The sequence below is a fragment of the Nocardioides deserti genome, from assembly GCF_014266025.1.
Lineage (GTDB): Bacteria > Actinomycetota > Actinomycetes > Propionibacteriales > Nocardioidaceae > Nocardioides > Nocardioides deserti.
Window position 1 is genome coordinate 41,388 of sequence record NZ_JACMYC010000020.1, and the last position, 22,872, is coordinate 64,259.

Consider the following 22,872-nt stretch of genomic DNA (forward strand, 5'->3'; position numbering starts at 1 on the left):
GACCCGACCCCCGTCCGGACGGGATCGTCGAGGCATGACCACGACGACCTCACACGTCACCCCGACACTCGCCGCCACCGCCCGCGGCCTGACCCGCGTCCACGGCCGCGGCGACGCCGCCGTCTCCGCCCTCCGCGGCGTCGACCTCGACCTCCCGGCCGGCCGGTTCACCGCGGTCATGGGCCCGTCGGGCTCCGGCAAGTCGACGCTCATGCACTGCCTCGCGGGCCTGGACACCCCCACCTCCGGCAGCGTCGAGGTCGCCGGCCGCGCGCTGGACGGCATGGACGACACCGCCCTCACGCTCTTCCGCCGCGAGCACGTCGGCTTCGTCTTCCAGGCCTTCAACCTGCTGCCGATGCTCACGGCCGGGCAGAACATCGCCCTCCCCCTCGAGCTCGCCGGCCGCCGCCTCACCGGCGCCGTCAGGGAGCGCCACGACCTCGTCGTCGACGTGCTCGGCCTGCGCGACCGGCTGAGCCACCGCCCCGCCGAGCTCTCGGGCGGCCAGCAGCAGCGGGTCGCGATCGCCCGCGCGCTGGTGACCGAGCCGGAGATCGTCTTCGCCGACGAGCCGACCGGCAACCTCGACAGCGCCGCTTCCGCGGAGGTGCTGGGCTTCCTGCGGCGGTCGGTGCGCGAGCTGGGCCAGACCGTCGTGATGGTCACCCACGAGCTCGACGCCGCGGCGTACGCCGACGACGTCGTGGTCCTCGCCGACGGCGCCGTCCGCGCCCACCTGGTCGAGCCGACCGCCGACCAGCTCGTCGCCGCGCTGCGCGGGGAGCAGGTCCGATGAGGACGGTGCTGCTGGCCTCGCTGCGCACGCACACGCGGCGGTACGTCGCCGCCGCGGTCGCCGTCGTCATCGGCGTCGCGTTCGTCGTGGTGACTGGGATGCTCTCGGCCTCGGCCCGCACCGGGATGACCGCCTCGGTCGGCCTCCCCTACGCCGAGGCCGACGTCGTCGTCACCGGGCTCGACGGCGCCGAGGCCCGGGAGATCGTCCGCGCCGCCGCCGGACGCGGCGACCGGGCCGCCGTGATCGGCTTCGCGACCGAGCGGGCGCGGGTCGAGGACCGGCTGCTGACCGACAACGTCAGGGTCGGCGCCGTCGCCGACGACGAGCGGCTGCGCTGGCAGGAGGTCCGCGAGGGCCGCCTTCCCGACGCGCCGAGCGAGGTCGCGGTCGACGTCAACGCCGCCAAGTCCGACCGGGTCGGTCTCGGCGACACCGTCCGGCTGGGCTCGGGCGACCGGGTCGTCGAGGCGGAGGTCGTCGGGCTGGTCGACACCCCGTCCGCGGCGCCGGGCACGGACTTCCTGCTGACCTTCGCGGACCTCGAGACCTTCGTCGACGGACTCTGGGTGGACGGCGTGGTCTACGCCGGTCCCGGCGCGGGCAGCCTCGAGCAGCGCACCGACCGCGACGTCGTGCCGGCCCCGGAGCACGTCCAGGCGGTGCAGGCCGACATCACCCGCGGCGTCGACGTGCTGGCGACGATGCTGCTGGTCTTCGCCGCGATCGCGCTCTTCGTCTCGGTCCTGGTCATCGCCAACACCTTCACGATCCTCTTCGCCCAGCGGGCGCGGGACTTCGCCCTGCTGCGGTGCGTCGGCGCGACCCGCCGCCAGGTGCTGCGCTCGGTCCGGGTCGAGGCGCTCGTCCTCGCCGTCGTCGCCTCGGTGGTCGGCGTCCTGGGCGGCACCGTGCTGGGCCTGGCGATCGTCGCGGTCGTGCGGCGGGTCGTCGCCGACGACGTCATGGGCACCACGCTCCCCTCCCCCGCCTGGTACGCCGCCGCGCTGGCGACGGGGCTGGTCGTCACCCTCGTGGCGGCCTGGCTCCCGACCCGGCGGGCCACGGCGGCCGACCCGCTGTCCGCGCTGCGCCCGCACGACGTCGACGTCCGCACCACCGCCGGTCGGGTCCGGGTCGCGCTGGGCCTCGTGGCGGCCGCCGGGGGATGCGCGCTGCTGGCGCTCGCGATCGCCTCGCACGAGGTGGTCCCGATGCTGGCCGGTGGGATCGCGTCGTTCTCCGGGCTGCTGCTCCTGGGCCCGGTGCTGGTGCCGGCCGCGGTGCGGCTCGTGGGTGCGGGCGTGACCCGGCTGACCGGCACGCCCGGGCGGATCGCGACCGGCAACGCCGTCCGGAACCCGCGCCGCACCGCCGCCACCACCGCCTCGCTGCTCGTCGGCGTCACGCTGACGACCGCCGTCCTCATCGGCCTGGCCAGCTCGCGGCACACGGTCGAGGAGGAGATGGACCAGCAGTACCCCGTCGACCTCACCATGACGGCCGACGCACCCCTCGCCGACGACCTGCTCGCCGACGTCCGGGCGACCAAGGGCGTCGTCGACGCGGTCGAGCTGGCCGGCACCACCGCAGAGCTGGACGGCCAGGGCCCGGTCACGCTGGTGGCCGCCCCGGAGGGCACGACCGGCGTGCTGCGCGGCACCTCGGGCGTCGCGTCCCCCGAGCCCGGCTCGATCTGGCTGCCCGACGGCCTGCTCACGGAGTGGCCGGAGGACGGCCGGGTGACGGTCACCGTCGAGGGCCGCACCCGCCGGCTGAGCCTCAACACCGGCGAGGGCTGGGGCGACGCCGCGGTCGTCGCGCCGGCCACCCTGGCGCGGTTGACGGACTCGACCACCCCGCGGGCGGTCTGGGCCCGCGCCGACGACGCGGCCGACCCCGAGGACCTCGCCGGCGACCTCGACGCGCTCGCCGTGCCGGCCGGCGCCGACCTGGTCAGCGCCCTCGGGGAGCGCGACTGGGTCGACCTCCAGCTCGACGTCATCACCGGCACGGTCGTGGGCCTGCTCGGGATCGCCGTGGTCATCGCGCTCATCGGCATCGGCAACACGCTGGGGCTCTCGGTGCTCGAGCGGGGTCGGGAGAACGCGCTGCTCCGCGCGCTCGGCCTCACCCGCCGGCAGCTGCGGGGCACGCTGGCCGTCGAGGGGTTGCTGCTCTCGCTGGTCGCCACCGTCGTCGGGGTGGTCGTCGGGGCGGCGTACGCCTGGGTCGCGCTGCGGACGATGGTCGACGCGGTCGCCGACGACGCCGCCATGGTGCTGCCCTGGGGCCAGCTGGTCCTCGTCGTGGTCGTCGCCGGGCTGGCCGGGCTCGCCTCGAGCGTGCTCCCCACCCGGCGGGCGGTCCGCACCGCCCCCGCGGCCGGGCTCGGGATGGACTGAGCCTGGCCGGGACGAGGGTCAGGGGCGGGCCCGCTGCGGGTGGATGGTCTCGTGGCGGGCCAGCATGGCGACGTACTCCCGGATCTTGCGCTCGCGCGTCTCGGCCCGCTTGACCGCGTCGAGCCGGGTGACCATCGCGAACCGGTTCGCCGAGGTCAGCACGTCGAACATCGCCTGGGCCCGGGGGTCCGCGGCGACGGCGGCCCGCAGGTCCTCGGGGACCTCGAGCCGGGAGGGCGGTGCGTACGCCGCCGCCCACCGCCCGTCGGCCCGGGCCGCCTCCACGGCGGCCCGGCCGGCGGGCGCCATCCGGCCCTCCGCCTCGAGCCGGGCGACGAGCTCGACGTTCACCTGCGACCAGCGGCTGCGCGGGGCACGCCGGGTCATCCGCTGCAGCGAGGTCGCCGCGTCGCGGCTGCGGGCCTGGCCGTCGATCCACCCGAAGCACAGCGCCTCGTCCAGTGCCGCCGCCCGGGTCAGCGCGGTGACGTCGCCGCCCTTCTTGGTCAGCACCAGCCACACGCCCGGCGAGTCGGCGTGGTGCTCCGCCAGCCACGCCCGCCAGGCGGCGGCGTCGGGGACGAGCAGCTCGGGCAGCTCCGGACCGGCCACGTCAGCCCTCCAGGAACGGGACGTAGGGCGCCAGCACCTCGCGCAGCTCGTTGGCGCCGAGCAGGAGGAAGAGCACCGCGCACACCGCCAGCCCGGTGTTCGACAGCCAGCCGTTGCGCCACTCCGGCGGGACGTCGGAGTGCGGGAGCGCGCCCGGGCGGCGCTTGTTGAGCAGCACCAGCAGCGTGATCGCGAGGAACGGCATGAACAGCGCCCCGAGCACGCCGTAGGCCAGGATCAGCCCGACCGGCTCGTCGAGCAGCAGCAGGAGCATCGGCGGGAAGGTCAGCCACAGCAGGTAGGCCTTGAACAGCCGTCCGCCGGTGCGGGTGTCGGGGTGGCCCGAGGGCAGGTCGCGCAGGTTGCCCACGAAGTCGGCGAACATCAGGCTCACCCCGCTCCACACGCCGATGAGCGAGGAGAACGACGAGGCCCAGAAGCCGACGAGGAACACCGTGCCGAAGACCTCGCCGTACCGGTCGGCCAGCACGTCGGAGAGCTGCACGAGCGCCTGGTCGCCGGTCTCCATCGCGATCCCGGCGGAGTAGAGCAGCTCGGCGCCGACGACGAGCATGGAGACGACGAAGACCCCGGTGACGGCGTACGCCACCCCGTTGTCGATCCGCATCACCCGCATGAACCGCGGGGTGTGCCAGCCCTTCTCCCGCAGCCAGTAGCCGTACGCCGCGAGCGTGATCGTGCCGCCGACACCGCCGGCGATGCCGAGCACGTTGACCAGCGAGTCGTCGGGGAGCGCCGGGCGCAGGCCGCCCAGCACCTCGCCGAGGTTCGGCAGCGTGAGGACGGCCGCGCCGACGACGGTCACGAACATGACGCCGACCAGCGCTGCGGTGATCTTCTCGAAGACGCCGTAGCTGCCGAACCACACCAGCACCAGGCCGGCCAGGCCGAAGGCGACCGCCGTCCACCGCAGCGACAGGTCGGGGACGAGCGCGACGACCGGCAGCGCCGTGGACGACATCGCGGTGGCGCCGTACACGACGCCCCACACGAGGATGTACGGCGCGAAGTACCACGTCGTCCACCGGCCCAGGCTGCGCCAGCCCTCGAAGATCGTCCGCTGCGTCGCCAGCGAGTAGCGACCCGCTCCCTCGACGAGCACCACCTTGAGCACCGCCCCGAGCACCGCGACCCACAGCAGGGTGTAGCCGAACTTCGCGCCGGCCACCAGTGTTGCCACCAGGTCCGCGGCCCCGACACCGGTCGCGGCGACCACCAGGCCGGGCCCGACGACCTTCCACCGGGGCGGGCGGCCGGTCGTCCCGGCCGTTCCAGCTGTTCCGGTGGGGTCCGTCGTGTCTCCCGAGGACGTCATCGCCGCATCATCACCCGCGCTGGCCGCCGCTGGCTACGCTCGCCCCCATGACCGACTGGCCGCGCGTGCAGCTGCACGTGGTGACCGGCAAGGGCGGCACCGGCAAGTCGACCGTCGCCGCCGCGCTGGCCCTCGCGCTGGCCACCTCCGGGCGCAACGTGCTCCTGTGCGAGGTGGAGGGCCGCCAGGGCATCGCCCGGATGTTCGACGTCGACCCGCTGCCGTACGCCGAGCGCCGCATCGCCACCGGCCTGCCCGTCGCGCCGGCCGACGGCCTCGAGCCCGGCCCGCCCGGGGTCGTGCACGCGCTGCACATCGACCCGGAGGCGGCGCTCCTGGAGTACCTCTCCATGTACTACAAGCTCGGCCGGGCCGGCCGGGCGCTCGACAAGTTCGGCGTCGTCGAGTTCGCCACGACCATCGCGCCCGGCGTCCGCGACGTCCTGCTGACCGGCAAGGTCTTCGAGGCGGTGCAGCGCAACAGCCGCAACAAGGGCGCCACGCAGTACGACGCCGTGGTGCTCGACGCGCCGCCGACCGGCCGGATCGTGCAGTTCCTCAACGTCAGCGACGAGCTCGCGGGGTTGGCCAAGGTCGGTCCGATCAAGCACCAGTCCGACACGATGATGACCCTCTTCCGCTCGCCGCGGACCGCCGTCCACCTGGTCACCGTGCTGGAGGAGATGCCCGTGCAGGAGACCGCCGACGGCATCGCCGAGCTCGAGGCGGCCCGCCTCCCGGTCGGCGGGGTCGTGGTCAACCTCGTGCGCCCCCGCGACCTCGAGGCCGACGACCTGGCCGCGGCCCGCGCCGGCACCCTGGACCGCGACCGGCTGGCGAAGGACCTCGCCGCGGCCGGGCTGCCCGACGGCGACCTCGCCGAGGGGCTGGTGGACGGGCTGGTCGTCGAGGCGCACGACCACGCCGTGCGGCGCGCGCTCGAGGACACCCAGCGCGAGGTGGTCGCCGAGCTGGGCCGACCGACGTACGAGCTGCCCCGGCTGCCGGGCGGCGTCGACCTCGGCGGGCTCTACGAGCTCGCCGGCGAGCTGCGCGCGCAGGGTCTGGCATGAGGGGCCCGGCATGAGCGCGCGCACGCGGATCGGACCGCAGAGCGGCCGCGGACGGGCGGCGCCGCTCGACGTCGACGCGCTGCTCGACGACCGCGGCACCGGGATCATCGTGTGCTGCGGCTCCGGCGGCGTCGGCAAGACGACCACCTCGGCGGCGCTGGCGCTGCGGGCTGCCGAGCGCGGCCGCAAGGTCGTCGTGCTGACGATCGACCCGGCCCGGCGGCTGGCGCAGGCCATGGGCATCGAGATGCTCGACAACACCCCGCGACCGGTCGCGGGCGTCGACCCGGCCGCGGGCGGGCGGCTCGACGCAATGATGCTGGACATGAAGCGGACCTTCGACGAGGTCGTGCTCAGCCAGGCCACCCCGGAGAAGGCCGAGCAGATCCTGGCCAACCCGTTCTACGTCGCGCTGTCGAGCTCGTTCGCGGGCACGCAGGAGTACATGGCGATGGAGAAGCTCGGCCAGATCCACGCCGACGCGAAGCGGGCCGGCACCTACGACCTCGTCGTCGTCGACACCCCGCCCTCGCGGTCCGCGCTGGACTTCCTCGACGCCCCCGAGCGGCTCTCGAGCTTCCTCGACGGCCGGTTCATCCGGCTGATGCTCGCGCCGGCGCGCGGTCCGGCGAAGCTGATGACCGCCGGCTTCGGGATCATCACCAACGCGCTGACCAAGATCCTCGGCGGCCAGGTGCTGCGCGACCTGCAGACGTTCGTGGCCGCGCTCGACACGGTCTTCGGCGGCTTCCGCGCCCGCGCGCAGAAGACCTACGCGCTGCTGCAGGCCGACGAGACGGCGTTCCTCGTGGTCGCGGCGCCCGAGCCGGACGCGCTGCGCGAGGCGGCGTACTTCGTCGAGCGGCTCGCCGAGGACCGGATGCCGCTCGCCGGGCTGGTCGTCAACCGGGCCAGCCCCGCCCCGCAGGGCGAGCTGTCCGGCGACGAGGCGATGGCCGCGGCCGCGCGGCTGCGCGCCGACGAGCCGGGCTCGCTCACCGCGGGCCTGCTCCGGCTGCACGCCGACCGCGCGCGGATGGTCGAGCGCGAGGCGGCGCTGCGCGAGCGCTTCGCCGCCGCCCACCCCGAGGTCCCCACCGCCGTCGTGCCCGCCCTCGCGGGCGACGTCCACGACCTCGACGGGCTGCGTCGGGTGGCCGAGCTGCTGGCCGGCGGCGGGGTGCAGGGGTCACCGGTCAACCGGTGACCCCTGCACATATCGGGGCCGATCTCCCCCGATATGTGCAGGACCACCCCGAGATGTCCGGCCGCAGCGCACGGGCCGGGCCGGGCCCGCAGGCGCCGCGACGTACGGCGCGCGGCAACCCGCAGCGGCGCGCGGACCCGTCAGACGGCGGTGCGGGCGGCCGGCACGGTTGCCGACTGCTCGCGGGCGGTCTCCAGGACCGTGCGCCAGGAGGCGTTCGGGCGACGGCGCAGCAGCGCACGGCGCTCGCGCTCGGTCATGCCGCCCCAGACCCCCCACTCGATCTGGTTGTCGAGCGCCTCCGCGAGGCACTCGGTGCGCACCGGGCACCCGGCGCACAGCTGCTTGGCCTTGTTCTGCTCGGCTCCACGCACGAACAGCTGGTCCGGCTGCGCGGCCTTGCAGGCAGCGCGCGGCGTCCAGTCCTCAACCCACATGATGTCCCCACATCTGTTCCGAGATAGGTCCGCGTCCCCATGACGCCTACCCGGGAAGTCCCCTCGGCTGCCAAGGTAAAGGCGATTCCGGCAACCGGTACAGACACGTTCAGCCCAACTGGAGTAGTCCGAAGTGACTAGTCCGTCCTCGTCAGGCGGAACTGGGGCTTCGCGCGCTCGCGTAACCTGCTACCCATGACCGCGCAGCGCCCCGAGCACCTCACCCCTGGCCGGGTGGCCTCCCACCTGGGCGTCATGCTCGCCGTCGCGGCCGTCCTCGGCGTCGTGGTCGCCGGCCTCGCGATCCCGTTCGCGGGCGTGGTCGGGATCGGCGCGAAGAACGTCGCCGAGACGATGGACCAGCTCCCCGCCGAGCTGGAGACCGAGGCGCTCGCCCAGCGCACCCAGGTCCTCGACGAGGACGGCGAGGTCATCGCGACCCTCTACGACCAGAACCGCGTGAACGTCCAGCTCACCGACGTCTCCCGGATGATGGTCAAGGCGATCGTCGCGATCGAGGACTACCGCTTCTACCAGCACGGCGCGCTGGACCTGAAGGGCACGCTGCGCGCGTTCATCACCAACCAGGCCAGCTCGGGCGTGGTCCAGGGCGGCTCGTCGATCACCCAGCAGCTGGTCAAGCTGACGCTGGTCGACCAGGCGAAGTCCAAGAAGGAGCAGGCGGCGGCGACCGACGAGAGCTACGCGCGCAAGCTGCGGGAGCTGCGGTACGCCGTCGCGCTGGAGCAGCGCCACACCAAGGACTGGATCCTCGAGCGCTACCTCAACACCGCCTACTTCGGCGACGGCGCCTGGGGCATCCAGTCGGCGGCCCGCCACTACTTCGACGTCAACGCCAAGGACCTCAACCTCAAGCAGTCCGCACTGCTCGCCGGGCTGGTCAAGAACCCCTACGGCTACGACCCGACCAAGTTCGCCGACCGCGCCGTGGCGCGCCGCAACGTCGTCCTGGACCGGATGGCCGAGCTCGGCATCATCAAGGAGCGCCGGGCGGACAAGATCAAGGACCGAAAGCTGGGCCTGAAGGTGCAGGCGACGCCGAACGGGTGCGTCAACGCCCGCGCGCCGTTCTTCTGCGACTACGTCCTCAACTACCTGCAGAAGGACCGCTCGCTCGGCCGCAACGTCAAGGAGCGCCGCGAGCTGATCTTCTCCGGCGGCCTCACCATCCGCACCACGATCGACCTCGACGCGCAGGCCGCCGCCGACGAGGCGGTCGCGGCCGCGGTCTACCCCGAGGCCGAGGCCATCGGCGGCCTGGCCATGGTCGAGCCGGGCACCGGCAAGGTCCGCGCGATCGCGCAGTCGCGCCCGATGGGCAGCGACCGCTCCATCGGCCAGACCTACCTCAACTACGTCGTCAACCAGAAGTACGGCGACTCCGCCGGCTTCCAGCCGGGCTCGACCTTCAAGGTCTTCGTGCTGGCCGCCGCGCTCGAGCAGGGCCTGCCCACCTCGACGAGCTTCAACGCGCAGCCGCAGATGGAGATCCCCGAGTACGAGTACGAGGACTGCGACGGCGAGCCCTACGGCTACGGCACCTGGCCGGTCGGCAACTCGACGTCCTCGGGTTACATGGACATGTACCGCGGCACGCGGGAGTCGGTGAACACCTACTTCGCCCAGCTCGAGATGGAGACCGGCATCTGCGAGCCCTACCAGCTCGCCAAGGCGATGGGCGTCGACCTGACCAACCCCGAGGGCAAGGGCCCGGGCCTGCCGGAGCGGGTGCCGTCGTTCGTGCTGGGCATCCCCGACGCCAGCCCGCTGGAGATGGCCGAGGCGTACGCCACCTTCGCCGCGCGCGGCCTGCACTGCGACTCCCGCCCCGTCGTCGCGATCGAGGACGCCCGCGGGAACCTGCTCAAGGAATACCCGGCCGAGTGCCAGCAGGTCTTGCAGGAGACCACCGCCGACGCGGTCAACGACATCCTGCGTGGCGTGATCGAGGGCGGCTTCGCCTCGGCGCAGAACCTCGGCCGCGACGCCGCGGGCAAGACCGGCACGTCCCAGAGCGGCCGAGCGATCTGGTTCGTCGGCTACACCCCGAACATGGCGACCGCCTCGATGATCGCGGGCGCCAACGAGTCCGGCACGCCCAAGAGCCTCGAGGGCGTCGACATCGGCCCCACGACGATCTACGGCGCGTCTGGCTCTGGATACGCAGCTCCCGTGTGGGGCAACGCGATGCGCGGCATCCTCGACCAACTGCCGGCCGAGTCGTTCACCCCGCCGTCGTCGGTGACGAACTCTGGTTCGTTCGATGACGACGGCTTAGACGACGATTAGGCCCTGATCCATCAACCGGTGTCGGCGATTACGCCTGGCGTGGCATAGAGCGAGAATGCGCTCGTCAGTATGGAGGATCCGGGGATTCCACCTCTCGATCAGCCCGATCAGGATAGGAAGCTCGCAAGCGCGCGGCCACCGCCGTAGCAGCCACCTGGATGGGAGGGCTCGGGGTCGAACGCCAGACCGCAGGGATGGCCGGCCTCTTCGCCGCTGTTCACCACATAACGTCCGCGCCCGGGCGGCCGCCGGGCAAGGGGGACGAGGACAATGACGCGACGGCACGGCGGCGGAACCGGAGCGACGCAAACGGCGCCAGTCCACCACGGGGGGGCCGAGGCTGGAGTCGGCGACGCCGCAGCGGCTGCGAACCAGTCAAGCTGCCTCGAGCACGTTCGGCAGCCTCACCCGCCCGGTCGTGCCCGGTCGAGAGGGGTGGACATGTCACCAGGTGTGTGTTCTGCTTTAAACATGGCTCTCATTCGGGAACGGCTAATGCCTTGAGCGACCTATTCTGGCGCAACCCCGCGCCCACTCGGGCCACCATCTCGAAATATGACAGCCAAGCGCGGCCCCATGGCTGACGAGCGGGTATCAGACGCCCAACGTTTCATCAACAGTTACAACGACTCGCGGATTCCGAAGGTCGAGGTCGACGGCAAGACTAGCTGGACGGTGATGCGCGCGCTCACCCGCATCCTCCAGCTCCACATCGGCATAAGCACATTGTCGGACACCTTCGGACCCGCCACTTTGTCGGCGTTGAAAGTAAGTTATCCAAGCATCGACAGCTCCAACATGGTCGCGGGAATCAATCGCGTTATTCAGAGCGCGCTCTACTGCAAGGGGTATGACGGCGGCAACATCGACGGCGTCTACAACGAGAAAGTTCAGGCCTCCGTTACCCAACTGAAAACCAACATGGGCGTCGACGACGTATACCCTGGCTCGGGCCTGACCCCCAAGGTTTTCAAGTCGCTCCTCACAATGGACGCCTATGTCCCCGTGATGGGTGGGACCGAGGCCGTCCGCGGTGTCCAGCAATGGCTGAACGCGACGTACGTCGATCGTGAGAACTTCTACGTCATCCCGTGCGACGGAAACTTCTCGCGCGATGTGCAGAAGGCTCTGATGCTTGCAATTCAGTTCCAGATCGGGATGTCCGATTCGGTCGCCAACGGCGTCTTCGGGCCGGGCACACAGCAGGGCCTCAAGAACAACGTGCTTACGATCGGCTCGTCCGGCACTTGGGTCCAACTCTTCACCGCGGCCCTTCTGTTCAACAAGCGCCCCGAAGCGACATTCAGCCCTTTCTTCACGGACTCGGTCGCGAGCGTGGTGAACGCCTTCCAGTCGTTCACCAAGCTCCCCGTCACGGGGAAGGGTGATTTTCCGACGTGGGCCTCGCTGCTCGTGTCGTACGGTGACAACACTCGCGAGGGCACCGCCTGCGACGCCTCCACCAGTGTCAGCGACGCTCGCCTGGTCAGCCTCATAGGAGCCGGCTACCAGACGATTGGGCGTTACCTCTGCAACGTGCCGGGCAGCTCGTTCAACAAGATGATCCAACCTGGCGAGTTGGCTCGGTGCGCCGCCGGCGGCCTGTCGGTGTACCCGATCTATCAGACGATCGGGACCAACGCGTCGTACTTTTCATATTCACAAGGTGCCGCGGCTGCGTTCAATGCGATCGAGTGGGCTCGCTTCCACGGGTTCCGGCCCGGCACACGCATTTACTTTGCAGTCGACTTCGACGCACTGGACGACGAAGTCACCGACTATGTACTGCCGTACTTCCGAGGCGTGGATGGGGTGATGTACGAGCACGCACCCCTTTACCAGATCGGGATTTACGGGGCTCGCAATGTCTGCAGCCGGGTGAGCGTCGAAGGTCTGGCCTCGGCCAGCTTCGTCCTGGATATGTCGTCCGGCTACTCCGGCAATCTGGGGTACCCACTCCCAGCGAACTGGGCATTCGACCAGATCTCCACCGTCACCGTCGGCGCAGGATCGGGATCGATCGAGATTGATAACAATATCTCGTCCGGCCGAGATCTCGGCCAGAGCTCTTTCTTGCCGATCCCAGTAACCACCGATCTCGACGTCGACTTCGATATGGCGTGGAAGCCCGCGCTGTTGAACGACATTCGCTCCTATATGGAAACGCTGGGATATGGCGACACCGGGTCGCCGGGCCCGGAGGGCGCCCTGCGGTTGGTCTCGACCCCTGAAGCCATCGACGTACTTATGTCGTGGGACCGGATCGCAACAAGCCTCGCCCGAGAGCTGAAGATGCGGAAATCTCTTATGCAGGCGGTTCTGTTTCAGGAGATGCGGCACTACTCCCGCCAGGACGTTGCGACCGACGGGGCAGTGATTGATTACTACGCAGGAACTGGACTCTCTCCACTGTCGGACGCGTCAACAGGCCTCGGGCAGATCTACGCGAAGACGGCCATCGAGGCTCGCAACCACTGTATCTCGGCAGGAATCATCGGCGGACTCGTCCGCGATCCAAGCGATGAGTCGAACCTTTGGGCCATCTGGCAGCGTTTGCACACCGAAGACACCTACAACATCAGCACGGTGCCGCTCGTCCTCATTCATGCGGCATCCAGGATCGGTCTGTCCCGGCCCGGTCTCTCCCAGTCGGACGCAGATACTACGGCCACGATCGCGCGTTACAACGGCACGGGACCCGCGGCCGCCGGGTACGGCGGGGTGGTCTTCGGGTACTACTCCATCTTCGAGATCTACAACTCCATTATGCGCAATGCCTGAGGGCGTCCTAGTGGACAGCAATGCGTCGTGCACGAAGCTGTCCTGCTGGTCCATGCTCATCACCGGCGCGGTGAATGTCGTGCTGGGCATTCCGAGCACGACGGCAGTCCTGTACGTGGCGGTCCTGATCGACAACACCGTCCTCGGCCCGGCGGACTACGAGTTCGCCGCAAACCGCGAGGCCGGGATGTTCCTTGGCGTACTCGCCCTCGCCGCGTTGATCGCGGTCTTTTCTGCGGTCAACATCGGACTTCAGCGCTGGCTGACCGGCTTCCGACCGCACCTCTGGGCGGTCGCACTTCTCGCCTTTCTCCAACCCACCATCGTGACTCTTCTCGCCTCCTGACTGAAAGCGTCAATGCCCATGGATGCCTCCAGCCTCACCTTCGCCCGTCGCAGCGTCCTAGCCGCCGTGGCCGGCACCGCGTCGGTCTCGGCACTCTCATCGTTTTCGCCGGCTGGCGCCGTCGGGCGACGCCGCCTCGAACGTGACATCCAAGCAGCCCGCGACCGAATCCTCGTGGGTCGTCGGAGCCTGAACGGGTGGGAGATGGAGCGCGGGGTAGGCATCGGTGGCCAGCTTTGGGAACGGCCCCTCACCGGCACAGGCGGCACGTTCGGCATCCGGTCGGGTGACGTGGAGGTCGTGCTGATTCGCGTGGTCAGGCGATTTCACTACGAGGTGGCCGAGCTGGCGCCCGCCAGCGTCGTCGGATTCCTGTCCCACCGCACGGTCGGCCGCGGGCACGACGGCAATCACGCGTCCGGGACAGCGGTCGACGTGCTCCCGACCTGCTACCCACTAGGCGCACGGGGCGGCTTCTTCCCCGACCAAGTCGCGACGATCCGCGACATCCTGGCTGAGTGCCGCGGGCTAGTTGCCTGGGGTGGCGACTTCGCCGTCCCGGTCGAGTCGCACTTTGAGATCGCTGCCGCACCCGAGGACGGTCGTCTAGGCATGCTCGCCTCCCAGTTCCGAGCCTGGGACGAGACTCCCGGACGCACTCCCGGCGTCGCCGTCTGACGACGGCCTTGCCGTACCCGGACGGCGATTGCGCCCGCGGTTCGGTTTGGGTTGCGCGGCGCAGAAAACGACGGGCGACAAAGTTCCTAGTCACTGTTCGCACGTTCAGCGACGCCACCGGTTCTGCGCAACGTCGCTGTTTCACTAGCCTGAGAGGATTACCTTCAAGAAGGCGAACCGATGAGCGACGGCATTCTATCTCCGACGCAAATTGTTGCGGCGGTTTTCTGAACTTCACTGTGGCTCGTCAACGACGACTGCCCGTCAACGTGGCCAATGGGCCCGGCGGCACACTCGGGCGCGCGGTTCGCGTCAACTACGGAGCTGAGCGAGCGACGACTGCATATCGCTAGGCCGACGGCGAATATCTGCCTAGACTACCGATATCGCAACATTCCTCTTGCAGTACGTGAACCGCCCGCATATAGTTCAAGTAAAGGTGGCCGGAAATGCCGGCGCCTCGCGAGAAGGGTATTGTGATGCGCGTTTCGCCCCAGATCCTTGGCGCTGCCGTCCTGGTCGCAGCACTATTTCCAGCATCCTCTGCGAGAGCCGTGGAATCTGGACCAGCGGTCTCGGCTGAGACGGCCATCGCCGGGTGCGTGGGTGGCGGATGTACTGGAAGGGACCCGCAAGTGCAGGGATGCGAGACGGACGCGCGCACCGTCGCTCACTTCAACGCCCACTACCGCACAAATCTGGGGAACACCGTCTATGTTGAGTTGCGGCACTCCAATACTTGCCGCGCCAAATGGATTCGCGTGACAAGCGGACCATCGGACTGGGGATGCGGCGGAGGAAATAGCCCTCAAGTCCGCCTCCGCGACCACCGCAGCAATGGCGATCTCATCACCCAGACCATCCGCACCTTTACAGCTTGCGCAAATTGGCCAATCTGGTCATCCATGATTGGGAGAACAACCAATTCCGACTACACCCAATTTTGCTTCCGCGAAGACGCGTACCTTTGGAATTCTGACTCGTACTACAATCCGTGCGCACAGAACGCCTGGTGAGGTTCAAACGAACGCCCCTGAGAAGGGTTCGCGCGTTCCCAGCGTCGGTACCCGGTTCCTTTGGCCAATTTGGCTCGCGCGTGGATCGACTCCCCGAGAAGCAGAGTGTAGTCGAGGTTTATAGCCGCCGGTCCCGAGCACTGATTCGGCGCCCCCGGGCCGACGGGAAGTGGAGGTGCGCACCAGGATCGCTTCCAACGACCACCGCAGTCCGCTACGTGGCTGGTCCGTGCGTGAACCATGGCAACGATTTCACGCGATGGGCCGGGCCCTAGGCGCTCGGCGCCTAAAAGCGATAGCGATCATCCTGCGCGCCCTCGGGATGATGATTCACCGCCCACCATCTGGAGTGCACGTTGGGCACCGAGCCGTCACACGAGTGTCCTCGAACATCTTCACCACTGGGGTCCATGACCCGGTCCGGATTGACCGTCTCCCTTTGAGTCGATGTGCCTGGTGAACCGACCTCAGCGCGACGGTGACGACGGCCCGCCAAGGCGCGCACGCCAACGAGTCCAGGCACGTTCGATCCGAGCAAACTCCTTCACCGAAGTCGAATCAGTTTGTTCGGACACCGGGACGCTCTTACCTAGCCATTCGGCACACCCCAGGATCCCGACTCCGCATCAGCCGAGCTGCCGACGTACCTCCGCAGCCACGGCGGCACCGTCGGCCCGCCCCTTCACTTGTGGCTGCACGACGCCCATCACCTTGCCCATGGCCTTCATGCCCTCGTCGGCCGCGCCCGTCCGCTCGACGGCCTCGCTGACGATCCGGGCGATCTCCTCGACCGAGAGCTGCTCGGGCAGGTAGTCGGCGAGCACCTTCGCCTCGGCGCGCTCCTTGGCGGCCATCTCGCTGCGGCCGCCGTCGTCGAAGGCGATCGCCGCCTCGCGGCGCTTCTTCGCCTCGCTGGCGAGCACCTCGACGACCTGCTCGTCGGTCAGCTCGCGCTGGACCTTGCCGGCGACCTCCGCGTTGGTGACCGCGGTCAGCACCATCCGCAGGGTCGAGGAGCGCACCTCGTCGCGGCTCTTGATCGCAGCGGTGAGGTCGGTGCGCAGTCGGTCCTTGAGCTGGCTCATAGGGCCATTGTGGCAGCCTGACGGCGTGAGCCCGTTGCCCGCCGCCACCCGCACCCTGGCCGCCGTGACCGGCGCCGGAGCCGTGCTGGGCGCCGGCCTGGCGACGTACGCCGCGTGCGAGGCGCAGGCATACACCCTGCGGCGCGTCGAGGTGCCGCTGCTGCCCGCGGGGCACCGTCCGCTGCGGGTGCTGCACCTCTCCGACCTGCACGTGACGCCGGGCCAGCGGCGCAAGCTCGCCTGGATCGCCGGGCTGGCCGACCTCGAGCCCGACCTGGTCGTCGACACCGGCGACAACCTCGCCCACCGGGACAGCGTCGGGCCCCTGCTCGAGGCGCTCGGGCCGCTGCTCGACGTGCCAGGCGTGTTCGTCCTGGGGTCGAACGACTACTTCGAGCCGACGATGCGCAACCCGCTGCGCTACCTGCTGCCCGACGACGGCCGCCGGCACACCGACACCCCGCACCTGCCGTGGCGCGACCTCGTGGCGGCGTTCACGGGCTCCGGCTGGCTCGACCTCACCAACCGCACCGGCGCGCTCACGATCGGGGACACGACGGTCTCCTTCGCCGGCGTCGACGACCCGCACCTCGGCTACGACCGGCTCGGGGACGTCACGGGGGTCGCCGGCGCCGACCGCCACGGCGACGTGCGCCTCGGCGTCGCGCACGCGCCGTACCTCCGCGTCCTCGACGCCTTCGCCGCCGACGACTGCGACGCCGTCCTCGCGGGCCACACCCACGGCGGCCAGGTCTGCCTCCCGGGCGGCCGCGCGCTCACCACCAACTGCGACCTCGACGCCGCCCGCGCCCGCGGCCTGCACCGCCACCCGGCCGACTCCCGGCCCGGCGACCCCGGCTCCGCCTGGCTGCACGTCAGCGCCGGCCTCGGCACCAGCCCCTACGTCCGCCTCCGCCTCGCCTGCCGCCCCGAGGCCACCCTCCTCACCCTCGTTCCCCGGCCCACCCCTCCGGCTGGTTGAGGAGGGTGCGCAGCGCCTGTCTCCGAAACCTCCCCCACCCACCCGCCTCTCGATGGGCGGGGCGGCCCGATTGGGGCGGGCCGGAGGTGCTCCGGTATGCTCCGGTGCTCGTGAGCCCGGTGATCCCGGACTCACAGAATCGGGCTGTGGCGCAGCTTGGTAGCGCGCCTCGTTCGGGACGAGGAGGCCGCAGGTTCAAATCCTGTCAGCCCGACAGCAGAGGACCCGGACCCCAGGAACACCTGGGATCCGGGTCCTTCGCCGTTCCTGGCCCACGCCGCCGTGACACACTGACGCCCATGAGTGGGAAGGACCGCGACACGGAGGCTCCGAGCCTGGAGCCACCCACCCTGTTCGGTCGCAAGCGCCGCAAGAAGAACGCTCCCGAGGCCCCGGCCGCGGACGAGGCGACCCGTGTCGACCTGCCGGCCGTCGAGCCGGACGAGACCCCCACCGCCGTCGTCGAGCCCGTCCCGGGGCCGGTCGCCGAGCCCGCCCCCGAGCCCGCCCCCGAGCCCGCCCCCGAGCCCGCCCCCGAGCCGGTCGTCGACCGGTCACCCGAGCCGAGCCCGCCGCCACGCTTCGTCGACGCGACGCCCCGGCCCGCACCGGCGCCGGTGCTCACCGAGCAGGCTCAGCCAGAGCCGCCCGCAGAGGCCCCGGCAGCGCAGGAGACGAGGGAGCCGCGAGAGCCCTTCGTCACCGGCATGCCGGCGGCCTGCCTGACCGGCGCGCTGGTCGGCCTGGCGACGGTCGGACTGACCTGGCTGGGACTGCGGGCCTGCGAGGTCGCGCGCGGCACCAGCTCGTGCGGCAACCCCGGCTTCCTGCTGCTCATCGCGATCCTCGTCGCGATGGTGCTGACCGGTTCGGCGCTGCTGCGGGCGTTCCGGGTCGCCGAGCCGAGCTCGACCAGCTTCCTGGCGGTCGGCCTGCTGACCGTGCTGGTGCTGCTGTTCCTCATCGAGGCGCTCTTCAGCTGGACGATGGTCATCGTCATCCCGCTGCTGGCGATCGGCTGCTTCGCCGCCTCGCACTGGGTCACCACGCTGGTGACCGACGCCGACGACTGAGCGCCTGGGACGACGACGGCCGCCGCCGGACGCCTCAGCGCGCGGCGACGACCAGCTCGGCGAGCTGCACGGTGTTGAGCGCCGCGCCCTTGCGCAGGTTGTCGTTGGAGACGAACAGCGCGAGGCCGCGGTCGCCGTCGACGCCCGGGTCCTGCCGGATGCGACCGACGTACGACGGGTCCCGGCCGGCCGCCTGGAGCGGCGTCGGCACGTCGGTCAGCTCGACGCCCGGGGCGTCGCGCAGCAGCTCGTGGGCCCGCTCCACGGTCAGCGCCCGCTCGAACTCGACGTTCAGCGCCAGCGAGTGCCCGGTGAAGACCGGCACCCGCACGCAGATCCCGGAGACGCGCAGGTCCGGGATGCCGAGGATCTTGCGGGACTCGTTGCGGAGCTTCTGCTCCTCGTCGGTCTCGTGGGAGCCGTCGTCGACGACCGAGCCGGCCATCGGGAGCACGTTGTGCGCGATGGTGCGGACGTAGGTCTGCGGCTCGGGGAAGGCGACCGCGGTGCCGTCGTACGCCAGCTCCCGCGCCTTCTCGCCGCCCGCGGCGACCTGCGTGGCCAGCTCCTCCACGCCGGCGACGCCGGAGCCGGAGACGGCCTGGTAGGTCGAGGCGATCATCCGCACCAGCCCGGCCTCCTCGTGCAGCGGCTTGAGCACCGGCATGGCGGCCATGGTCGTGCAGTTCGGGTTCGCGATGATCCCGCGGCCGGCCTCGATGACCGCCTGCATCGCCTCGGGGTTGACCTCGGAGACGACGAGCGGGATCGCGGGGTCCTTGCGGAACGCCGAGGAGTTGTCGACGACGATGACGCCGGCGTCGACGAACTTCTGCGCCAGGTTGCGCGAGGTGGTTGCGCCGGCCGAGAACAGCGCGATGTCGAGCCCCGACGGGTCGGCGGTCGAGGCGTCCTCGACGGTGACCTCGCCGCCCGCGAACGGCAGCACGGTGCCGGCCGAGCGCGCGGAGGCGAAGAAGCGCACCTCGTCGGCCGGGAACGACCGCTCCTCGAGGATCTGCCGCATCGCGACGCCGACCTGGCCGGTGGCACCGACGATGCCGATGCGTACACCGTTGCTCATCGCCCGGTTCCTCCGTAGACGACGGCCTCGACCTCGTCGGCGTCCAGGTCGAACGCCGTGTGCGTGGCGCGCACGGCGTCGTCGACCTGCGCCTCGTCGACGATGACCGAGATCCGGATCTCCGAGGTGGAGATCATCTCGATGTTGACGCCGGCGGAGGCGAGCGAGGCGAAGAACTTCGCGGTGATGCCCGGGTGCGAGCGCATGCCGGCGCCGATCAGCGAGACCTTGCCGATCTGGTCGTCGTAGAGCAGCTTGTCGTAGCCGACCTCGTCCTGGATGCGCGCGAGCGCGCCCATCGCGGCCTGGCCGTCGGTGCGGGGCAGCGTGAACGAGATGTCGGTGAGCGCCGTGGCCGCCGCCGAGACGTTCTGCACGACCATGTCGATGTTGACCTCGGTCGCGGCGAGCGTCTCGAAGATCCGCGCCGCCTCGCCCACCTTGTCGGGCACGCCGACCACGGTGATCTTGGCCTCGCTGCGGTCGTGCGCGACGCCGGAGATGATCGCCTGCTCCATGGGCTCTTCTCCCTCTCGGGGCTCGGGGATGATCCAGGTCCCCTCCTTCGAGGAGAAGGAGGACCGGACGTGGATCGGCATGTTGTAGCGGCGGGCGTACTCGACGCACCGCAGGTGGAGGATCTTCGCGCCGGACGCGGCCATCTCGAGCATCTCCTCGGTGGAGACGCGGTCGAGCTTGCGCGCGGCGGGGACGATCCGGGGGTCGGCGGTGAACACGCCGTCGACGTCGCTGTAGATCTCGCACACGTCGGCGCCCAGCGCGGCGGCGAGCGCGACCGCGGTGGTGTCGGACGCGCCGCGACCCAGCGTCGTGACGTCCTTGGTGTCCTGCGAGACGCCCTGGAAGCCGGCGACGATCGCGATCGCGCCGTCGCGGATCGCGGCCTCGATCCGGCCCGGCGTGATGTCGATGATCTTCGCCTTGCCGTGGGCGGAGTCGGTGATGACGCCGGCCTGCGAGCCGGTGAACGACTGCGCCTTGTGGCCCAGCTGGGCGATCGCCATCGCGACCAGCGCCATCGAGATCCGCTCGCCGGCCGTCAGCAGCATGTCCATCTCCCGCGGCGGCGGGAGCGGTGTTACCTGCTCGGCCAGGTCGCGCAGGTCGTCGGTGGTGTCGCCCATCGCGGAGACCACCACGACCACGTCGTTGCCCGCCTTGCGGGTGTTCACGATGCGCTGGGCCACCCGCTTGATGCCGGCGGCGTCGGCGACCGACGATCCGCCGTACTTCTGCACGACAATGCCCACGACGACGTCCTCGGGTTGGGGGAAGAAAGACCGCGCCCGAGTCTACCGAGGGGCGGGGGTGCCTCCGCCGAGCATCTCATCGGCCACCGCCAGCACGTCGTCCTCGCCCGGCACCTCGCGGTCGAGCCGGTCGTGGGAGACCACCGACAGCAGCGCGTTCAGCGCCGCGCCGGCCAGGTTGCCCCACGAGGAGACGTAGGAGAACTGCCACCACCACAGCGCCTCCTCGGTGTTGCCCTGCCGGAAGTGGCGCAGGCCCGTCTCGAGGTCGGAGGCGATGCTGGTGAGGTCGTCGGAGAGCTGGCTCTCGACCACCTCGGGCGCGTAGGGGTCGAAGACCAGGCTGTAGGTGTCGACCGGCTCCAGGATCGCCGCCAGCCGCATCCGCATCGGGTCGAGGTCGGTCTCCGGGCCGATGTCGGGCTGGTACTCCGCCCGCGGCGTGAAGTCGCGCTGCGCACCGAGCTGTGCGCCCGCGAGCAGCACCTGGCTGATCTCGAGCAGCAGCAGGCTGATCGCCCGGCCGCCCCCGTCGGCGTCCCGCGAGATCTCGTGCAGCGCCAGCAGGAAGCTGGCGGCGGAGTCGGCGACCTGCTGGGCGAGCGCCTGGGTGCCCACGTCCACCTTGGCCACGGCGTCGGCCGCGCCCGGCAGCGGACGGGCCAGCTCGGCCAGCGCCTTGTCCACGTCGATGGGGTGCTCGTCCATCGGCGGCAGGGCGCCGGCCAGGACGGCCTGCTCGAGCAGGGTCGTCGGGTCGAGGTCGCCGGAGATCGGCCCCGGGTGCTGCTGCTGGTCAGTCATCTGCGCTCCGCCTTCCCACGAATGCCCGGCCGAGGGTCACCTCGTCGGCGTACTCAAGGTCCCCACCCACCGGCAGTCCACTCGCCAGACGCGTCACACGCAACCCGAGCGGCTTCAGCATCCGGGTGAGGTACGTCGCCGTCGCCTCGCCCTCGAGGTTCGGGTCGGTGGCGAGGATCGTCTCGGTGATCGCGCCGTCGGCCAGCCGCTGCATCAGCTCGCGGATGCGCAGCTGGTCCGGGCCGATGCCGTCGATCGGCGAGATCGCCCCGCCGAGCACGTGGTAGCGACCGCGGAACTCGCGCGTCCGCTCGATCGCCACCACGTCCTTGTACTCCTCGACCACGCACAGCACCGACGGGTCCCGCCGCGGGTCGCGGCAGATCCGGCACTGCTCGTCCTCGGAGACGTTGAAGCACACCGAGCAGAACTTCACCCGAGCCTTGACCTCGACCAGCACGTCCGCCAGGCGGCGTACGTCGACCGGGTCGGCCTGCAGCAGGTGGAACGCGATCCGCTGGGCGCTCTTGGGACCCACGCCCGGCAGCCGGCCGAGCTCGTCGATCAGGTCCTGGACGACACCTTCGTACAAGGAGGGTCGTCCCCTAGAAGCCGAGCTGGCCCAGCGGGCCGCCCTCGCCGGGGCCGCCCGCGCCGCCACCGGCCAGCGGGCCGAGGGCCTCGCCGGCGATGGTGTCGGCCTGCGCCTTGGCGTCGCGGTACGCCGCGACCACGAGGTCGCCGAGGTCGGCCAGGCTGTCGGCGTCGTCGCCGTCGACCGTGCCTGGCGCGACCGCGACCTTGGTCAGGTCGCCCACGCCGTTGACCTCGACGGTCACCGCGCCGCCGGCGACCGAGCCCTGCACGGTCGTCTCGGCCAGCCGCTGCTGCGCTGCCTGCAGCTGCTCCTGCATCTGCTGGGCCTGCTGGAGCAGGGCGTTCATGTCGAGTCCGCCGCCGCCGAGGGCGTCGAAGGGGTTCTGGCTCATGGGGTGGTCCTCCGCTGGTGGGTGGTGGGTCCGGTGCTGCTGGGGGCGAGGTGTCGTCCGGACCTCGGTCGAGTCTGTCGGATGGGTGGTGCTCGCCGGCCGGTGCCGGTGAGCGGGCTCCGCCTACTGGTGCCGGATCTCCTCGATGATCCGCGCGCCGAGCTCGCGCTCGAGCAGGTCGGTGCCGGCGAGGCCCTCGGAGTCGGCGTCCGGGTCGTCGGGGTGCGCGTCGGCGTCCCGGTCCTGCCGCTCGGTGTCGACCGGGCCCGTCTGCTCCGGACCGCCGGTCCGGGTCTGCTGGATCCGCGCCCGGGCGGCCGCGATCGCCTGCGGGTCGGCGGCGGGACGCGCCGGCGGCTGCGGGGCCCGGTCCTGGGAGGCCCGGTCCTGGGAGGTCTGGTCCTGGGCCGCCTGGTCCTGGGCCGCCTGGTCCTGCGGTTGCTGCTCCTGGCCGGCGTCGTCGTCGGGCGGCAGGTCGGCCCAGGCCGGCGGGCCGTCCTGGCCGGGCGGCGGCCCCTCCCGGAACGGCGGCTCGGGCTGCGCGCCCGGCTGCACCGCGGGTGCGGTCGACTGGCCCGGCTGCG

General features: G+C 70.8%; 20 protein-coding genes, 1 tRNA gene and 1 pseudogene. 12 read left to right on the plus strand and 10 right to left on the minus strand.

Annotated elements, in window-relative coordinates:
• Nucleotides 1-34: 34 nt before the first annotated feature.
• Both H7344_RS18930 and H7344_RS18935 read left to right on the plus strand, forming a co-directional pair.
• A complete protein-coding gene (locus H7344_RS18930) occupies nt 35-799 on the plus strand; it encodes an ABC transporter ATP-binding protein (protein ID WP_186347543.1) in 765 nt (254 codons plus the stop codon).
• A complete protein-coding gene (locus tag H7344_RS18935; protein ID WP_186347544.1) occupies nt 796-3,204 on the plus strand; it encodes an FtsX-like permease family protein in 2,409 nt (802 codons plus the stop codon). The genes H7344_RS18930 and H7344_RS18935 overlap by 4 nt, the downstream gene beginning before the upstream one ends.
• An 18-nt stretch (nt 3,205-3,222) precedes the next feature.
• Here H7344_RS18935 and H7344_RS18940 read toward each other — a convergent pair whose 3' ends face one another.
• Nucleotides 3,223-3,816: a YdeI/OmpD-associated family protein gene (locus tag H7344_RS18940; protein WP_186347545.1), complete on the minus strand. Its 594-nt coding sequence runs from the start codon at nt 3,814-3,816 to the stop codon at nt 3,223-3,225.
• A gap of 1 nt (nt 3,817) precedes the next feature.
• Complete coding sequence (locus H7344_RS18945; protein ID WP_186347546.1) at nt 3,818-5,152, minus strand: Nramp family divalent metal transporter; 1,335 nt, start codon at nt 5,150-5,152, stop codon at nt 3,818-3,820.
• A gap of 47 nt (nt 5,153-5,199) precedes the next feature.
• Between H7344_RS18945 and H7344_RS18950 the strand changes: the two genes are divergently transcribed.
• The gene (locus tag H7344_RS18950; RefSeq protein ID WP_186347547.1) at nt 5,200-6,225 is read left to right on the plus strand and encodes an ArsA-related P-loop ATPase; all 1,026 of its coding nucleotides are present in this window, start codon (nt 5,200-5,202) and stop codon (nt 6,223-6,225) included.
• 10 nt (nt 6,226-6,235) lie between these two features.
• A complete protein-coding gene (locus tag H7344_RS18955; RefSeq protein WP_186347548.1) occupies nt 6,236-7,432 on the plus strand; it encodes an ArsA family ATPase in 1,197 nt (398 codons plus the stop codon).
• 140 nt (nt 7,433-7,572) lie between these two features.
• Here H7344_RS18955 and H7344_RS18960 read toward each other — a convergent pair whose 3' ends face one another.
• Nucleotides 7,573-7,869 (minus strand): WhiB family transcriptional regulator, encoded by a 297-nt coding sequence (locus H7344_RS18960; protein WP_222130879.1) that lies wholly within the window; start codon nt 7,867-7,869, stop codon nt 7,573-7,575.
• A gap of 195 nt (nt 7,870-8,064) precedes the next feature.
• Between H7344_RS18960 and H7344_RS18965 the strand changes: the two genes are divergently transcribed.
• The 5 genes from H7344_RS18965 to H7344_RS21390 all read left to right on the plus strand — a co-directional run bounded on the left by H7344_RS18965 (nt 8,065) and on the right by H7344_RS21390 (nt 15,000).
• A complete protein-coding gene (locus H7344_RS18965) occupies nt 8,065-10,179 on the plus strand; it encodes a transglycosylase domain-containing protein (RefSeq protein WP_186347549.1) in 2,115 nt (704 codons plus the stop codon).
• 555 nt (nt 10,180-10,734) lie between these two features.
• Nucleotides 10,735-12,960 carry a glycoside hydrolase domain-containing protein gene (locus tag H7344_RS18970; RefSeq protein ID WP_222130880.1) on the plus strand — a complete coding sequence of 742 codons (2,226 nt, stop codon included), beginning with the start codon at nt 10,735-10,737 and terminating at the stop codon, nt 12,958-12,960.
• Between the two features lie 52 nt (nt 12,961-13,012).
• Complete coding sequence (locus tag H7344_RS18975) at nt 13,013-13,306, plus strand: hypothetical protein (RefSeq protein ID WP_186347550.1); 294 nt, start codon at nt 13,013-13,015, stop codon at nt 13,304-13,306.
• 18 nt (nt 13,307-13,324) lie between these two features.
• Nucleotides 13,325-13,984: a M15 family metallopeptidase gene (locus H7344_RS18980; protein ID WP_186347551.1), complete on the plus strand. Its 660-nt coding sequence runs from the start codon at nt 13,325-13,327 to the stop codon at nt 13,982-13,984.
• Between the two features lie 479 nt (nt 13,985-14,463).
• Complete coding sequence (locus H7344_RS21390; protein ID WP_373286515.1) at nt 14,464-15,000, plus strand: DUF2690 domain-containing protein; 537 nt, start codon at nt 14,464-14,466, stop codon at nt 14,998-15,000.
• A gap of 626 nt (nt 15,001-15,626) precedes the next feature.
• Here the strand turns inward: H7344_RS21390 and H7344_RS18990 are convergent.
• On the minus strand, nt 15,627-16,085 hold the full coding sequence (locus H7344_RS18990; protein ID WP_186347553.1) for a GatB/YqeY domain-containing protein: 459 nt from the start codon (nt 16,083-16,085) through the stop codon (nt 15,627-15,629).
• Between the two features lie 25 nt (nt 16,086-16,110).
• Between H7344_RS18990 and H7344_RS18995 the strand changes: the two genes are divergently transcribed.
• The 3 genes from H7344_RS18995 to H7344_RS19005 all read left to right on the plus strand — a co-directional run bounded on the left by H7344_RS18995 (nt 16,111) and on the right by H7344_RS19005 (nt 18,140).
• Nucleotides 16,111-17,067, plus strand: coding sequence for a metallophosphoesterase (locus H7344_RS18995; RefSeq protein WP_308423334.1), 957 nt, complete (start codon nt 16,111-16,113; stop codon nt 17,065-17,067).
• A gap of 140 nt (nt 17,068-17,207) precedes the next feature.
• Nucleotides 17,208-17,281: transfer RNA gene (locus H7344_RS19000), tRNA-Pro, on the plus strand.
• An 85-nt stretch (nt 17,282-17,366) separates the two neighbouring features.
• On the plus strand, nt 17,367-18,140 hold the full coding sequence (locus tag H7344_RS19005) for a hypothetical protein (RefSeq protein ID WP_186347554.1): 774 nt from the start codon (nt 17,367-17,369) through the stop codon (nt 18,138-18,140).
• A gap of 34 nt (nt 18,141-18,174) precedes the next feature.
• On the opposite strand, the gene H7344_RS19010 is transcribed toward H7344_RS19005, so the two are convergent.
• The 6 genes and pseudogenes from H7344_RS19010 to H7344_RS19035 all read right to left on the minus strand — a co-directional run.
• On the minus strand, nt 18,175-19,224 hold the full coding sequence (locus H7344_RS19010) for an aspartate-semialdehyde dehydrogenase (RefSeq protein WP_186347555.1): 1,050 nt from the start codon (nt 19,222-19,224) through the stop codon (nt 18,175-18,177).
• Nucleotides 19,221-20,495 carry an aspartate kinase gene (locus H7344_RS19015; RefSeq protein WP_186347556.1) on the minus strand — a complete coding sequence of 425 codons (1,275 nt, stop codon included), beginning with the start codon at nt 20,493-20,495 and terminating at the stop codon, nt 19,221-19,223. Before H7344_RS19015 ends, H7344_RS19010 begins: the two co-directional genes overlap by 4 nt.
• 42 nt (nt 20,496-20,537) lie before the next feature.
• Nucleotides 20,538-21,299, minus strand: coding sequence for a DUF5063 domain-containing protein (locus H7344_RS19020; RefSeq protein ID WP_229706973.1), 762 nt, complete (start codon nt 21,297-21,299; stop codon nt 20,538-20,540).
• Nucleotides 21,292-21,891, minus strand: coding sequence for a recombination mediator RecR (gene recR / locus H7344_RS19025; RefSeq protein ID WP_186347557.1), 600 nt, complete (start codon nt 21,889-21,891; stop codon nt 21,292-21,294). The genes H7344_RS19020 and recR overlap by 8 nt, the downstream gene beginning before the upstream one ends.
• Nucleotides 21,892-21,904: 13 nt before the next feature.
• Nucleotides 21,905-22,288, minus strand: a complete 384-nt coding sequence (locus tag H7344_RS19030) for a YbaB/EbfC family nucleoid-associated protein (protein ID WP_166190290.1) — start codon at nt 22,286-22,288, stop codon at nt 21,905-21,907.
• A gap of 123 nt (nt 22,289-22,411) precedes the next feature.
• Nucleotides 22,412-22,872 (minus strand): annotated as a pseudogene (locus H7344_RS19035) (hypothetical protein); the annotation flags it as partial.